General features: G+C 75.3%; 12 protein-coding genes. All 12 read right to left on the bottom strand.

What is annotated here, in order from left to right; genetic code table 11:
- Nucleotides 1-124 precede the first annotated feature (124 nt).
- Nucleotides 125-409 carry a YggT family protein gene (locus ACFTZA_RS03155; RefSeq protein WP_378190780.1) on the bottom strand — a complete coding sequence of 95 codons (285 nt, stop codon included), beginning with the start codon at nucleotides 407-409 and terminating at the stop codon, nucleotides 125-127.
- A 71-nt stretch (nucleotides 410-480) separates the two neighbouring features.
- Nucleotides 481-963 (bottom strand): cell division protein SepF, encoded by a 483-nt coding sequence (locus ACFTZA_RS03150; RefSeq protein ID WP_378190644.1) that lies wholly within the window; start codon nucleotides 961-963, stop codon nucleotides 481-483.
- A 142-nt stretch (nucleotides 964-1,105) separates the two neighbouring features.
- Nucleotides 1,106-1,921 (bottom strand): polyphenol oxidase family protein, encoded by an 816-nt coding sequence (locus tag ACFTZA_RS03145; RefSeq protein ID WP_378190642.1) that lies wholly within the window; start codon nucleotides 1,919-1,921, stop codon nucleotides 1,106-1,108.
- A complete protein-coding gene (ftsZ, locus tag ACFTZA_RS03140; protein WP_378190640.1) occupies nucleotides 1,918-3,264 on the bottom strand; it encodes a cell division protein FtsZ in 1,347 nt (448 codons plus the stop codon). Before ftsZ ends, ACFTZA_RS03145 begins: the two co-directional genes overlap by 4 nt.
- A 193-nt stretch (nucleotides 3,265-3,457) precedes the next feature.
- Complete coding sequence (locus ACFTZA_RS03135) at nucleotides 3,458-4,261, bottom strand: cell division protein FtsQ/DivIB (RefSeq protein WP_378190638.1); 804 nt, start codon at nucleotides 4,259-4,261, stop codon at nucleotides 3,458-3,460.
- 221 nt (nucleotides 4,262-4,482) lie between these two features.
- Nucleotides 4,483-5,931, bottom strand: a complete 1,449-nt coding sequence (gene murC / locus ACFTZA_RS03130; protein ID WP_378190636.1) for a UDP-N-acetylmuramate--L-alanine ligase — start codon at nucleotides 5,929-5,931, stop codon at nucleotides 4,483-4,485.
- Complete coding sequence (murG, locus tag ACFTZA_RS03125; protein ID WP_378190634.1) at nucleotides 5,928-7,061, bottom strand: undecaprenyldiphospho-muramoylpentapeptide beta-N-acetylglucosaminyltransferase; 1,134 nt, start codon at nucleotides 7,059-7,061, stop codon at nucleotides 5,928-5,930. The genes murC and murG overlap by 4 nt, the downstream gene beginning before the upstream one ends.
- 146 nt (nucleotides 7,062-7,207) lie before the next feature.
- Nucleotides 7,208-8,545: a putative lipid II flippase FtsW gene (gene ftsW, locus ACFTZA_RS03120; RefSeq protein ID WP_378190632.1), complete on the bottom strand. Its 1,338-nt coding sequence runs from the start codon at nucleotides 8,543-8,545 to the stop codon at nucleotides 7,208-7,210.
- A gap of 2 nt (nucleotides 8,546-8,547) precedes the next feature.
- The gene (gene murD, locus ACFTZA_RS03115; RefSeq protein ID WP_378190630.1) at nucleotides 8,548-9,993 is read right to left on the bottom strand and encodes a UDP-N-acetylmuramoyl-L-alanine--D-glutamate ligase; all 1,446 of its coding nucleotides are present in this window, start codon (nucleotides 9,991-9,993) and stop codon (nucleotides 8,548-8,550) included.
- On the bottom strand, nucleotides 9,993-11,075 hold the full coding sequence (gene mraY, locus ACFTZA_RS03110) for a phospho-N-acetylmuramoyl-pentapeptide-transferase (protein WP_378190628.1): 1,083 nt from the start codon (nucleotides 11,073-11,075) through the stop codon (nucleotides 9,993-9,995). Before mraY ends, murD begins: the two co-directional genes overlap by 1 nt.
- Nucleotides 11,072-12,505: a UDP-N-acetylmuramoyl-tripeptide--D-alanyl-D-alanine ligase gene (murF, locus tag ACFTZA_RS03105; protein WP_378190626.1), complete on the bottom strand. Its 1,434-nt coding sequence runs from the start codon at nucleotides 12,503-12,505 to the stop codon at nucleotides 11,072-11,074. The genes mraY and murF overlap by 4 nt, the downstream gene beginning before the upstream one ends.
- Nucleotides 12,502-14,196, bottom strand: a complete 1,695-nt coding sequence (locus ACFTZA_RS03100) for a UDP-N-acetylmuramoyl-L-alanyl-D-glutamate--2,6-diaminopimelate ligase (protein ID WP_378190624.1) — start codon at nucleotides 14,194-14,196, stop codon at nucleotides 12,502-12,504. The genes murF and ACFTZA_RS03100 overlap by 4 nt, the downstream gene beginning before the upstream one ends.
- Between the last annotated feature and the right edge of the window lie 39 nt (nucleotides 14,197-14,235).

The following is a 14,235-nucleotide window of genomic DNA, read 5'->3' as shown; positions in this document are numbered from 1 at the left end:
GTTCACCTCATAGCGTTTGCGTATCGGTCCGGGCGACCTCGAGATCACCAGGATCCAAAGTAGCGGAGATTGCCCAGGGGGGCCGGGAACCGCGGCCTCGCGCGCCGCGACCCGGAGGGAGCGCTCAGATGCTCTGCACGACCTGCAGGGCGATCGTCACGAGGAGGAAGAGCACGATGAAGGCGAGGTCCAGGCGGATCTGCCCGAGCGTGAGCGGCGGGATGAGCCGCCGCAGCAGGCGCAGCGGCGGGTCCGTCGCGGTGTAGATGATCTCGGCGAGCACGAGCATCACGCCGCGCGGCCGCCACTCGCGGGCGAACACCTGCACCCAGTCGAAGATGAGACGGCCGATGAGCAGCAGCAGGTACAGCCACAGGACGAACCCGAGGATGCCGGTGACGAGGTCCAGGATCACGGGGTCAACTGTGCCATGCGCCGGGCCCCCTCACGGCCACCCGACGCGCCGGCACCGGCCGTGCGTCAGCTCTGGTTGTAGAAGCCCGCTCGCGTGTCCTGCGGGCCGGCCTGGTCCTCGCCCGTGATCTCGACGTGCTCGGGCGAGAGCAGGAACACCTTGTTCGTCACCCGCTCGATCGCTCCGTGCAGCCCGAAGATGAGCCCCGCCGAGAAGTCGACCAGGCGCTTGGCGTCCGCGTCGTCCATGTCGGAGAGGTTCATGATCACCGGGGTGCCGTCGCGGAACGCGTCGCCGATGACCCGGGCGTCGTTGTACGAGCGCGGGTGGACGGTCGTGATCCGTCGCAGCTCCGAGGGCGACATGGTCGTCTGCGGCACCTCCCGCGGGCCGAGCGCGCGGTGGAGCGGCGTCACCTGAGCCTGGTAGTCGTGCGGCACGTCCGCCCCCGTCTCGTCGTACTCCTCGACGTACTCTTCCTGGTCGACCTCGCCGCGATCATCCGCGAGGCCCAGATACAGCATGGTCTTGCGCAGCGCTCCCGCCATGGGCCTTGCTCCGTCCTCACTCGTACCGTCGGGTCACCGGTCGTCAAACCAGTCGCCTCACCGTAACCGAGCAGGTCGCGGCGCGCGTGCGCGACACGCCCGGGCCGGGTGAACCGTGGCGGTGCGGCCCCGACGGCGTGCGCTAGGACGTCCGGAGCGCGACGATCCCCGCGAACCTGCCGGTCGTGGTGCCCGCACGCGCTGCCCGCCGGTGCGAGAAGAAGCGCTCGTCCTCGAGCGTGCAGACCCCGGTGCGCCGCACCTCGCCCACCCCGCACGCGTCGAGGTCCGCCACCACGCCCGCCGGGAGGTCGAGCGCGGCAGTCCCCCACGAGGTCGTCGACCACGCGGCCGGACGCGTCGCGGCCACCTCGTCGCGCATCGTCGCCGGCACCTCGTAGCACGCGCCGCACGCGGACGGGCCGACGACGGCGCGCACCCGGGACGGCTCCGCGCCCGCCTCCGCCATCGCGCGCACGACGGCCGGGACCACGCCGGCCGCGAGACCTCGACGCCCCGCGTGCGCCGTCGCGACGACCCGCGCCCCGACGTCGGCGAGGAGGACGGGGACGCAGTCCGCGACGAGCACCCCGACCCCCGCGCCGTCGACGCCCACCAGCGCGTCCGCGTCGCCGACCGTGTCCGCAACCGTGTCCGGCGCCGTGTCGGGCACCGTCTCCGCGACCGGCTCGCCGACGCCCGCCCGGACCGGACGGCGCCCGGCCGCGCCGACGACGAGGACGCCCGTCCCGTGCACCTGCGTGGCGTAGTGCACAGGGCGCCCGAGCCATCCCGCCGCGCGGTCGCGGTTCTCCCGCACCCTCGCCGCGTCGTCCTGCACGCCCAGCCCGAGGTTCAGCGAGTCCCACGGGCGCGGCGACACCCCGCCGGCGCGCGTCGTGAAGCCCGCCCGGACACCGGGGCCCAGGTCGACCTCGAGCACCGGCGCGGAGCTCACTTGAGGAAGTCGGGCACGTCGAGCTCCTCCACCTTGCGGCGGGCGGGCTCCTCGTCGTACATCCGCGGCGGCACGTCGACCGCCGGGTTCTGGGCGTGCGCCGCGTGGTCCGTCTCGTACCCGGCGTCGGTCTCGGAGCCGACGACCGTGAACGCGGGGGCCGGGGCGGCGGGCTGCACCGGCACGGGACCGGGGCCGCCGTCGAGCGTCACCGGCACGTCGTCGCCCTCGGAGGGGATCGGCACCAGCGGGCGGGGCAGCACGTGGGCACCCGTCGCCGGGGCCGTGGCCGCCGGCGGCCGCGCACCGGGCACCGCGGGGACCGAGCTCGTCGCGGGACGCGGCGCACCGCCGGCGACCTGGCCGAGCCCGCGGCCGTCGGTACGCGCCTGCGGCGCCCCGCCGTCGAAGCCGGCGGCGATGACGGTGACGCGCACCTCGTCGCCGAGCGCGTCGTCGATGACGGCGCCGAAGATGATGTTCGCCTCGGTGTGCGCGGCCTCGTGCACGAGCCGCGCCGCCTCGTTGATCTCGAACAGGCCGAGGTCGGACCCGCCCTGGATCGACAGCAGCACGCCGTGGGCGCCGTCGATGCTCGCCTCGAGCAGCGGCGAGGAGATGGCGAGCTCGGCCGCCTGGACCGCGCGGTCCTCGCCGCGCGCCGAGCCGATGCCCATGAGCGCGCTGCCCGCGCCCTGCATGACCGACTTGACGTCGGCGAAGTCGAGGTTGATGAGGCCCGGCGTCGTGATGAGGTCGGTGATGCCCTGGACACCGGACAGCAGCACCTGGTCGGCCTGGTGGAAGGCCTGGAGCGCGCTGACGTTGCGGTCGGACATCGACAGCAGGCGGTCGTTGGGGATGACGATGAGGGTGTCGACCTCGTTGCGCAGGTTCTCGATGCCCTGCTCGGCCTGCACGGAGCGGCGGCGGCCCTCGAACGTGAACGGGCGCGTGACGACACCGACGGTGAGCGCGCCGAGCGAGCGGGCGATGCGCGCGACGACCGGCGCGCCGCCGGTGCCCGTGCCGCCGCCCTCGCCCGCGGTGACGAAGACCATGTCCGCGCCGCGCAGGACGTCCTCAATCTCGTCCGCGTGGTCCTCGGCCGCCTTCTTGCCGACCTCGGGGTCCGCGCCGGCACCCAGACCGCGCGTGAGCTCGCGACCGACGTCGAGCTTGACGTCGGCGTCCGACATCAGCAGCGCCTGCGCGTCGGTGTTGATGGCGATGAACTCGACACCCTTGAGGCCGACCTCGATCATCCGGTTGACGGCGTTCACGCCACCGCCGCCGATGCCGACCACCTTGATCACTGCCAGGTAGTTCTGCGGAGTTGCCACGTCGATGCCTCTCGATCTGTCGCCCTGAACCTTCACCCTCAACTAGAGGGTTAGAGTTATGTCAGGTTGTTCACGTGTCGACGGTAGGTGCCGACGTACCGTTCATCAACGACCCGCGCGCGCGTGTCGTCGTTCGTCCCGAGGACGTCGCCGTCCTCGTCCTGCACGAGCTCTCCCGCACCGGTGCCGCGGCTCACCGCGTCACCGGCAGCGTCGGCGCGGAGACGTCGAACACCGTCACCTCCGCGTTCTCCGGGACGGCGCGCAGCGTCTGCAGCACCCGCACCTTGAGCGCCGCGTCCTCCGCGCTCCCCCACTCGACGGTGTCCCCGTCGCGCAGCCCCATGACGACCGCGTCCCGCGTGGACGCCGACACGTGCTCGACCTCCGCGCGCAGCTCCGGTGGCAGGGCGTTGAGCAGGACGATCGCCGCGTCCAGCGCCAGCGGGTCGGCGTCGTCGAGCGGGACTTCGACCTGCGGCAGCCCTTCGGGCGCCGCCGGATCCGTGCGCACGCGCACGCCGTCGGCGTCGAGCAGGGCGAACCCCTCGTCGACCGGGACCGCGACCACCGGCTCGCGGGACTCGATCCGCACGTCGAGCCCCGTGGGCCAGGCCCGGCGGATCTCGACGTCGCGCACGCCGTTGAGGTCGAGCACGCGGTCGCGCAGCGCCACCGTGTCCAGGCGCGGGAGCGGCGTGCCGGCGGCCTCCCCGACGACGGCGGCGACCTGCGCGGGGTCGACGACCGTCCCCTGGCCGCTGATCGTGACGCGCTCGGTGTCCAGGCCCAGGACCGGCGACACCAGCGCCACCCAGGCCAGACCCGCGACCACGAGGAGCGCGGCGGTCCACCCCAGCACACGGCGCAGCAGCCGGTGGCGGCGCATCGCGTCGCGCTCGGCGAGGCGCTGCGCCATCCCGTGCGAGACGACCCCGGCGTCCGCGGCCGGGCCGCTCGCCGCGGGCTTCGGGGGCTTCGAAGACTTCGGCGGCATTGGCGGCTTCGGGGGCGTGGTCGTGCTCGGTGACCTCGGCGACCTGGCCGACGCACCGGGCTGCGCCGGCGTCGCACCGGTGCCGGTGCGCACGAGGTCCGTCCCGGCGGTCGAGGACGTCTTCGGCGGCGCCGGAGGACGGGGCGATGGCGGCGGTGGCGCGTCAGCGCGCGGGCGCGCGGGCCGCGGCGCGGCCGGACGTGGACGGGGCGGGGGCCGCATCAGGCGTCCGGTCCCCCGGCACCGGCGCGGAGCCGGTCCAGGACCACGGGGCCGAGGTCGGTCACGTCGCCGGCCCCCACCGTGAGCACGAGGTCGCCGGGGCGTGCCGCGTCCGCGACGACGCGCGCGGCCTCGAGCCGGTCCTCCACGGCGGTCGCCGCACCGGCTCGGACGAGGTCGGCGACGGTGCGGGCGTCGACCGTCGGGTCCGGGTCCTCGCGCGCCGCGTAGACACCCGTGACCACGACGACGTCGGCGGCCCCCAGCGCGTCCGCGAACTCGTGCGCGAACGCGCGCGTGCGCGAGTAGAGGTGCGGCTGGAAGAGCACGATCAGCCGACCGCCCCCCGCCACGGGCCGTGCCGCGGCGAGCAGCGCCGCGATCTCCGTCGGGTGGTGGGCGTAGTCGTCGACGACGCGCACGCCCGCGGCCGTCCCGCGGGCCTCGAAGCGCCGCCCGGTCCCCAGGAAGTCGAGCGCGGCCGCGACCGCCGTGTCGGGCTCGACGCCGAGGAGCACCGCCACCGCGACGGCGGCGGTCGCGTTCAGCGCGTTGTGGTGGCCCGGCACGCGCAGCCGCAGCCGCGACGGCGGGACGCCCAGGCCGCCCACGGCGCCCTCGATCGTCGCACCGACGCCGCCGCCGGGCTCGGGGCGGACGTCGGACACGCGCAGGTCGGCGCCCGCGCTCGTGCCGTACGTGACGGTGGCGCCGCCGTGCGCCGCGTGGGCCCGGGCGAGAGCGGACGAGCCCGCGTCGTCGGCGCACGCGACGAGAGCGCCGCCCGGCCGGATGCGCCCCGCGAAGTCGACGAACGCCCGCTCGAACGCCTCGCGGGAGCCGTAGTGGTCGAGGTGGTCGGGCTCCACGTTCGTCACCACGGCGACGTCGGGCGCGTAGTTGAGGAACGAGCCGTCCGACTCGTCGGCCTCCGCCACCAGCACGTCCCCGCCGCCGAGGTGCCCGCCGGCGACCGGGCCGTCGGCCGTGATGACCGAGCTCCCGATCGCGAACGACGGGTCCTGGCCCGCCCCGCGCAGGACCGTCGCGAGCATCGCCGAGGTCGTGGTCTTGCCGTGCGCGCCCGCGACGGCGACCGCGCGGCCGTCGGCCATGAGCGCGGCGAGCGCCTCGGAACGGTGCAGCACGCGCAGCCCGGCGGCGCGCGCAGCGGCGAGCTCGGGGTTGGTCTCCCGGACCGCGCTCGAGACGACCACCGTGTCCGCGGCCTCGACGTGGCCGGCGTCGTGGCCCGCCCAGACCCGCACGCCGTCGGCACGCAGCGCGGCGAGCGTGTCGCTGTCGCGCGCGTCCGAGCCCTGCACGGGGACGCCCCGGGCCGCGAGCAGGCGCGCGACGACCGACATCCCCGCCCCGCCGACGCCGACGAGATGGACCGTGCCGAGCGCGTCGAGCGAGAGGGGCGCCGCGCCGTCGGGACCGGTCATGCCCGGCCCCCGACGGCATCGGCCACGAGGTCGGCGACGCGCGCGGCACCGTCGCGCACGCCGGCACCCGCCGCGGCGGCGGCCATCGCGTCGAGGCGGGGCGCGTCGCCCAGCAGCTCCGGGACGTGGCGGGCGACCCAGTCCGCGTCGAGCGCGGCGTCGTCGACGAGCAGGCCGCCGCCGGCGTCGACGACGGGGCCGGCGTTGAGGCGCTGCTCGCCGTTGCCGATGGGCAGGGGCACGTAGACGGCGGGCACGCCGAGCGCGGCGAGCTCGCTCACGGTGCCCGCGCCGGCGCGGCACACCACGAGGTCGGCGACCGCGAGGGCGAGCTGCATCTCGGCGAGGTACTCGCGCACGTCGTACGCCGGGGCGCCGGGACGCGCCGCGCGTGCCACCGCCTCGCGCACGGGACGGTCCTTGCCCTTGCCCGTCAGGTGCAGCACCTGCGCGCCGGCCGCGAGCAGCTCCGCCGCCGCCCCCGAGACCGCCTCGTTGAGGCTCTGGGCCCCGAGCGACCCGCCGGTGACGACGACGGTCCGGGCCGCGGGGTCGAGCCCGAGGCTCGCCGCGGCGCGCTCACGCACCCCGCGCGCGTCCGCCGCCCGCGCGGCGACGAGGTCGGCGATCTCGCGCCGCAGCGGCAGCCCGGTGACCACCCCGCCGCGCAGCGGCGTGCCGGCGAACGTGACGCCGACGTGCGCGGCCCAGCGCGCGCCGACACGGTTCGCGAGCCCCGGGCGGGCGTTCTGCTCGTGCACGACGATCGGCACGCCGCGCCGGTGCGCCGCGACGTAGGCCGGGGTGGAGACGTACCCGCCGAACCCGACGACGGCGCGGGCTCCGGTCTCGTCGATCGCGGCACCCGCGGCGTCGACCGCGGCCTTGAAGCGTCCCGGCAGGTTGATCCACTCGGCGCTGGGACGCCGCGGGAGGGGGACGCGCGGCACGTGGCGCAAGGGGTACCCACGGGCGGGCACGAGGTCGTCCTCCAGGCCCCCGGCCACGCCGAGCGCGGTCACGACCAGGCCCGGCTCGCGCGCGCTCAGCTCGTCCGCCACCGCGAGGAGCGGGTTCACGTGCCCCGCCGTCCCGCCGCCCGCGAGCACCACCGCACCGATGTTCGTCACGTACCTCGTCGTCCTTCCTGTGCGGCCGGTGCCGCGTCGTCCTGTCGATCGTCCTGGGCGTCGTGCTCCGAGCGTGCCCGCCCGCCGTGCTGTCCTGCGTGCCGCTCGTCACGTACGCGACGGCCTCGCGCCCGCACGCGCACCGGTCAGGTGGTCCGGCGCCGTGGTCGCGCCGCGCGCCCGACCACGGCGAGCGAACGTCGCACCGCGCTCCCCCGCGCTGCGAGCGCCTCGGGCGCGCCGGGCTCGGACCGCGCAAACGAGATCACGACCCCGAGCGCCGCCATCGTCATGATGAGCGCGGTGCCGCCCGCGGACACGAGCGGCAGGGGGACACCGATGACCGGCAGCAGGCCGATGACGACCCCGATGTTGATGAACGCCTGCCCCACGATCCAGCACGCGATCGCCGCGGTGGCGATCTTGACGAACGGGTCGGGGTGGCGGCGCACGACGCGGCTCATCGCGAGACCGAGCACGACGAAGAGCCCGAGCACGAGGAGCGTGCCGAGCAGGCCCAGCTCCTCGCCGATGACCGCGAAGATGTAGTCGTTGTGCGCCTCGGGCAGGTAGCTCCACTTCTCCCGGCTCGCCCCGAGCCCGACGCCGGTGATCCCGCCCGTCCCGAGCGCCCAGAGTCCGTGCAGGGACTGGTAGCACTCGCCGAGCCTGTCCGTGCACTCGCCGTAGGTGGCCATGATCCGCCCGAGCCGGTCCCCGCCGTCCTGGTTGAGGATGAAGCCGTACCCGACGACGAACGCGGCCACGGCGGCCCCGAGGCCGAGCAGGCGCACGTTGGACCCGGAGACGAGGAACGCTCCCGCGACGAGCGCCATGATGACCAGCGCCGTACCGAGGTCGTGGCCCGCGAGCACGAGGCCGACGACGGCGAGAGCGCCCGGGACGGCGGGGACGATCACGTGCGACCAGCGTCCGAGGAGGTGCTGCTTGCGTCCGAGGACGAGGCCGAGCCAGAGGGCGAGCGCGAGCTTGGCGATCTCCGACGGCTGGAACGTGAACGCGCCGAGCGGGATCCAGTTCGTGTTCCCGCCGCGGCTCGACCCCACGAACAGCACCGCGACGAGCAGGCCCACGGAGACGAGCAGGGCGGGCCACGCGAACGCCTTGTACCAGCGCACGGGCAGACGCGCCGCGACGAGGAGCGCGGGGAGGCCGATGAGGACGAACTTCCCCTGGTTCAGGAGCACCTTGAACGGGGACCGGCCCGCCGCGATCTCCGTGACCGCGGAGCTCGAGAAGACCATGACGAGGCCGATGACGGTCAGCAGCGCCGTCGCCCCGACGAGCAGGTAGTAGCTCGTGACCGTGCTGTTCCACTGCCCGAGCCAGGGCCGGTCGACGGGCCGGTCCGGGCGCTCGGCGGCGCGCGGGGTCGGCCGCGGGACGCGTGCGCTCCCCCGGCCGGTCGTGCCGCGTGCCGCGCCGCGCGCGGCCGTTCCCCGGGCTCCCACGGTCTGCGTCACGGCTACCCGTGCTCGGGGTGAAGGGCCCGCGCGGCGTCGGCGAACGCGTCTCCGCGCGCGGCGTAGGAGCGGAACTGGTCCATGGAGGCCCCCGCGGGAGCGAGCAGCACCGTGTCGCCGGGGCGCGCGAGGCGGCGGGCGGAGTCGACGGCGCGGGTCATCACGGACCCAGTGTCGCCAGGGTCCACGCGCACCACGGGGATATCGGGCGCGTGTCGGGACAGTGCACCCGCGAAGGGCTCGGCGTCCGCACCGATGAGGACGACCGCCCGCAGGCGGTCGGCGCGCGCCGTGACGAGCTCGTCGAAGGAGGCGCCCTTCGCGAGACCACCCGCGACCCAGACCACCGTCCCGGCCGCGAAGGCCGCGAGCGAGGCCGACGCGGCGTGCGCGTTGGTCGCCTTCGAGTCGTCGACGTACGCGACGTCGTCGACGGTCGCGACCTGCTGGATGCGGTGGGCGCCCGTGCGGAACGCGCGCAGGCCGTCGCGCACGGCGACCGCCGGCACGCCGTGGGCCCGCGCGAGCGCCGCCGCGGCGAGGGCGTTCGCGACGACGTGGGCGGGCACGCGCCCGTCGGCCCCGGCGAGGTGCGCGAGGTCGTCGAGGGTGCCGAGCTCGGCGGCGGACGCGTGGCGGTCGCGCGCGTCGACGGGCGCGTGGAACGCGCGGTCGACGAGCACGTCCTCGACGACACCGAGCTGTCCCCGCGACGGCGCGCCGAGCGTGAACCCGACGGCACGCGCGCCCTCCACGACGTCGGCCTCGCGCACGAGCAACTCCGTCCGCGCGTCGGCCACGTTGTACACGCACGCGACCCGCGCGTCCTCGAAGACGCGCCCCTTGTCGGCGGCGTAGGCGTCGAGCCCGCCGTGCCAGTCCAGGTGGTCGGGCGCGACGTTGAGCACCGCGCCGGCCTCGGGCGACGTCGTGTGCGTGAAGTGGAGCTGGAAGCTCGACAGCTCGACCGCGAGCACCTCGAGCGTCGGGTCGAGCGCCGCCTCGACCACCGGCGTGCCGACGTTCCCGACCGCGGCGGCGCGCAGCCCCGCGGTGCGCAGGATCGTCTCGAGCATCTCCACGGTCGTCGTCTTGCCGTTCGTGCCCGTGAGCGCGAGCCACGGCGCGGGATCGCCGGACGGCCCGACGACGCGCAGCCGCCACGCGAGCTCCACCTCGCTCCAGACGGGCACGCCCCGCTCCTGCGCGCGCACGACGAGCGGGTGGCTCGGCGGCCAGCCGGGCGAGACGACGACGAGGTCGACGTCGTCGAGCGCGACCTGCTCGACGTCGCGCACGTCGGCGTCCTCGGCGCGGTCGTCGAGCGTGACGACCGCGGCGGCGCGCGGACGCAGCGCGGCAGTTGCCGCCCGGCCGGACACGCCGAGGCCGGCGACGAGGACGCGGGCGTCCGCGAGCGGGACCGCGAGGTCCTGGGGGTCGCGCACTAGCCGACCACCCACTCGGCGTAGAAGATGCCCATGCCGAGCGCCGCGAACAGGCCGGCGATCAACCAGAACCGGATGACGATCGTCACCTCGCCCCAGCCGGACAGCTCGAAGTGGTGGTGCAGCGGCGCCATCTTGAACACGCGGCGCCCGGTCATCTTGAAGAAGCCGATCTGGATGATGTCCGAGATCACGATGATGACGAACAGACCGCCGATGATCGCGGCGAGGATCTCGGTGCGCGACAGGATCGACAGACCCGCCAGGGCACCGCCGAGCGCGAGCGAGCCGGTGTCGCCCATGAAGATCTTCGCGGGGCTCGCGTTCCACCACAGGAAGCCGAAGCAGGCGCCCATGACGGCCGCGGCGACGATCGCGAGGTCCTGCGGGTCGCGCACCTCGTAGCACCGCGGCCCGGCCGACGCGAGGCGCTGGCAGGTCTGGTTGAGCTGCCAGATCCCCACGAGGATGTACGTGCCGAAGACGATGAGCGAGACGCCCGTGGCGAGACCGTCGAGCCCGTCGGTGAGGTTCACCGCGTTCGACCAGGCGGTGATGAGGAAGTTCGCCCAGATCACGAACAGCACGAGCCCGACGGTCGCTCCGGCGAACGCGAGGTCGAGGTTCGTGTCGCGCAGGAACGAGATGCGCGTCGATGCCGGCGTGCGCCCGTGCTCGTTCGGGAACTGCAGCGCGAGCACGGCGAACGCGATACCCACCGCCCCCTGGCCGACGATCTTCGCGCGCGCCGTGAGACCGAGGCTGCGCTGCTTCTTGATCTTCGTGAAGTCGTCGAGGAACCCGACGAGGCCCAGACCCGTCATGAGGAACAGCACCAGGAGCGCGGAGACGCTTGGCAGCCGCCCCGACACCACGTACGACATCGCCCACCCGAGGAGCGTGGCGCCGATGATCACGACCCCGCCCATCGTGGGCGTCCCGCGCTTGGTGAAGTGCGCCGTCGGGCCGTCCTGCCGGACGAACTGCCCGTAGTTGCGGTGCACGAGGAAGCGGATGAACAGCGGCGTGCCCAGCAGCGCGACGAGCAGGGAGACGCCCGCCGCGACGAGGACCGCGATCATGCGCTCGCTCCCTGCGCGCCGCCCCCGCCCGCGCCCGCGACGAGCTCGTCGCCGAGGCGCCACAGACCGGATCCGTTCGAGGCCTTCACGAGCACGACGTCGCCCGGGCGCAGCTCGTCGCGCAGGAGCGCGGCGGCGGTCGCGACGTCGGGCACGAACAGCGTCTCGTCGCCCCAGGACCCCTCCTGCACGGCGCCGTCGTGGATCCCGCCCGCGCCGTCGCCGACCGCGACGAGGAGCTTGATGTTGAGCCGTACCGCGAGCCGGCCGATCTCCTCGTGGGCGGCGCGCGCGCCGTCACCGAGCTCGAGCATCTCGCCGAGCACCGCGACGGAGCGGCGGTCGCGGCCCGCGACCACGGCGAGCGCCTTGAGCGCGGCGCGCATCGAGTCGGGGTTGGCGTTGTAGGAGTCGTCGATGACCGTCACGCCGTCGGGGCGGTCCGTGACCTGCATGCGGTGCGGGCTCAACGCGCGCGCGCCGGACAGCCGCGCGGCCACGTCGGGCACCGCGACGCCGAGCCGCAGCGCGGCCGTGGCCGCCGCCAGGGCGTTCGTCACGTGGTGCTCGCCGACGAGCGCGAGCGCGACGGGCGCCGTCGTCGCGGACCCGCCCGCGCCGCGGACGCGCAGGGTGAACGAGACGCGCCCCGCCCGGTCGATCCGCAGGTCCTCGGCGCGCACGTCGGCGGTCGGGATCGTGCCGAACGTGACCACCTCGCCCGGGGCGACGTCGGCCATCGCGACGACGCGCAGGTCGTCGGCGTTGAGCACGGCCGTCCCCCCGGGTGCGAGGCCCGTGACGATCTCCGCCTTCGCGCGCGCCACCCCCTCGATGCCGCCGAACTCGCCCAGGTGGGCGCTGCCGACCGTGAGCACGACCGAGACGTCCGGCGGGGCGATGCGCGTGAGGTACGTCAGGTGCCCGATCCCGCTCGCGCCCATCTCGAGCACGAGGAAGCGCGTCGAGGCGTCCGCCTCCAGCACGGTGAGCGGCAGCCCGATCTCGTTGTTGAACGACCCCTGCGGCACGACGGTCGGGCCCTGCTCGCGCAGCAGCTGACCGAGCAGGTCCTTGGTCGTCGTCTTGCCCACGGACCCGGTGACGGCGACGACCCGCAGGTCGCCGCGCTCGCGCAGGGTGGCGAGCACGTGCCGCGCGAGCTCCCCGAGCGCGGCCTGCACGTCGTCGACGACGACGCACGGGACGTCCAGCTCGCGCGCCGCGAGGACGAGCGTCGCGCCGGCCTCGACCGCGCCGGACGCGAAGTCGTGCCCGTCGACACGCTCGCCCGGCAGCGCGACGAAGAGCGCGCCCGGCACGACCCCGCGCGAGTCGACGACGACGGGGCCGCTCACCCGCACCTCGGGATCGGCGGACAGGCGACCGCCGGTCGCTGCGGCCACCTCGGCCGCAGTGAGCTGGATCATGCGTGGTGCTCCTTCGGGTCGTGCGTCGTCTCGTGCTGGTCGGCACCCGCCGCGCGCGCCGCGAGGGCCTCGCGCGCCTCCACGCGGTCGTCGAGCGCGTGGTCCACGCCCGCGATCTCCTGCCACACCTCGTGGCCGCGGCCCGCGACGAGGACCGTGTCGTCCGGGCCCGCCGCCGCGATCGTCTCGCGGATCGCGCGTGCTCGCGGCGCGACCTCGCGCACCACGACGTCGCGGGGCTCGGGACCGGTGCGGGCCGCGTCACGGGCCGCGAGGGCGCCCGGGAGCACCTCGGCGCGGATCGCCGCGGGGTCCTCGCCGTGCGGGTCGTCGTCGGTCACGACGACCACGTCGGCGCCGTCGACGGCCACCGCGCCCATCGTGGGCCGCTTCCCGCGGTCCCGGTCACCCGTCGCGCCGAACACCACGGCGAGGCGGCCGGCCGTCGTCGGGCGCAGCGCGTCGAGGGCGAGGCCGAGGGCGTCCGGGTTGTGCGCGAAGTCGACCACCACGCGGGGCCGGTGCGGCGGTGCCGAGACGACCTCCATGCGGCCCGGCACGGCCGGGCACAGGCCGCCTGCTCCCGCGAGCGCGGTCTCGACGTCGCGCGCGTCGGACCCGGCCTCCAGCACCATCACCACGGCGAGCGCCGCGTTCGCCACGTTGAACGGTCCGGGCAGCGACGTGCTCGTGCGCACCGCGCGCCCGTCGCGGTGCCGCACGGTCAGGTCCGTGCCGCCGTCGGGACGCGCCGCGGTGTCGACGACCGTCCAGTCGGCGGCGGCACCCGCGGGCTGCGCGCCGCCCGCCGCGACCTCCTCGAGGCTCGCGGGCCCGGCGACACGCAGCGTCGCCACGGGCACCCGGGCGGCCGCGGCCATGCGCTCGCCCCACGCGTCGTCGACGACGACGACACCGCGGCGCGCGTGCTCGGGCGTGAACAGCGCGGCCTTCGCGTCGAAGTAGGCCTGCAGGTCACCGTGGAAGTCGAGGTGGTCCTGGCTGAGGTTCGTGAAACCCACGACGTCGAACACGATCCCGTCGACACGGTGCAGCGCGAGCGCGTGCGACGACACCTCCATGGCCAGCGTGTCCACGCCGTCCTCGCGCATCGCGGCGAGCAGCGCCTGCAGGTCCGCGGCCTCGGGCGTGGTGAGCCGGCTCGGCAGCACCCGGTCGCCCGAGCGCATCTCGACGGTACCGACGAGACCGCCCGTCCAGCCGAGGGCGCGCAGCGCGTGGTCGAGCAGGTACGTCGTCGTGGTCTTGCCGTTCGTCCCCGTGACGCCGAACGTCGTCAGCCGCTCGGCCGGGCTGCCGTACACCCACGCGGCGAGCGGGCCGAGCAGCCCGCGCGGGTCGTCGGCGACGAGCACCGGCACCCCGGGTGCGCCGTCGGCGGTCTCGCGCAGGAGGGCGGCTCCGTGGGCGTCGGTCAGCACCGCGCGCGCCCCGCGCGCCACCGCCGCCGCGGCGAACCGCGCCCCGTGGGACCGTCCTCCGGGCAGCGCGACGAAGAGGTCTCCCTCGGCCACCGCGCGGTCGTCCGACGCGACGGACCACACCTCGACCGCGGCGACGTCCGACGTGCCACGGGGCTCCACCACCCGCAGCCCGAACCGGACCGCCGCGTCCCCCACCGTGCGGGGCGTCGCCACGGCAGGACGAATGCGGTCGATCGGGGATGTCACGTGTAGAACCTACCGTGCCGGTACCGCTGCCCCCGCCAT

It is taken from the genome of Cellulosimicrobium sp. NPDC057127, from assembly GCF_042670945.1.
Taxonomy (GTDB): domain Bacteria; phylum Actinomycetota; class Actinomycetes; order Actinomycetales; family Cellulomonadaceae; genus Cellulosimicrobium.
This window is presented reverse-complemented; position numbering and strand designations above follow the sequence as displayed.

Bases quoted from the DNA above. Each gene is read 5' to 3' on its own strand.
- murF (WP_378190626.1), bottom strand. From the start codon at position 12,505: ATGATCCAGCTCACTGCGGCCGAGGTGGCCGCAGCGACCGGCGGTCGC.
- ACFTZA_RS03150 (WP_378190644.1), bottom strand. From the start codon at position 963: ATGGCGGGAGCGCTGCGCAAGACCATGCTGTATCTGGGCCTCGCGGAT.
- murC (WP_378190636.1), bottom strand. From the start codon at position 5,931: ATGACCGGTCCCGACGGCGCGGCGCCCCTCTCGCTCGACGCGCTCGGC.
- mraY (WP_378190628.1), bottom strand. From the start codon at position 11,075: ATGATCGCGGTCCTCGTCGCGGCGGGCGTCTCCCTGCTCGTCGCGCTG.
- ACFTZA_RS03135 (WP_378190638.1), bottom strand. From the start codon at position 4,261: ATGCCGCCGAAGTCTTCGAAGCCCCCGAAGCCCGCGGCGAGCGGCCCG.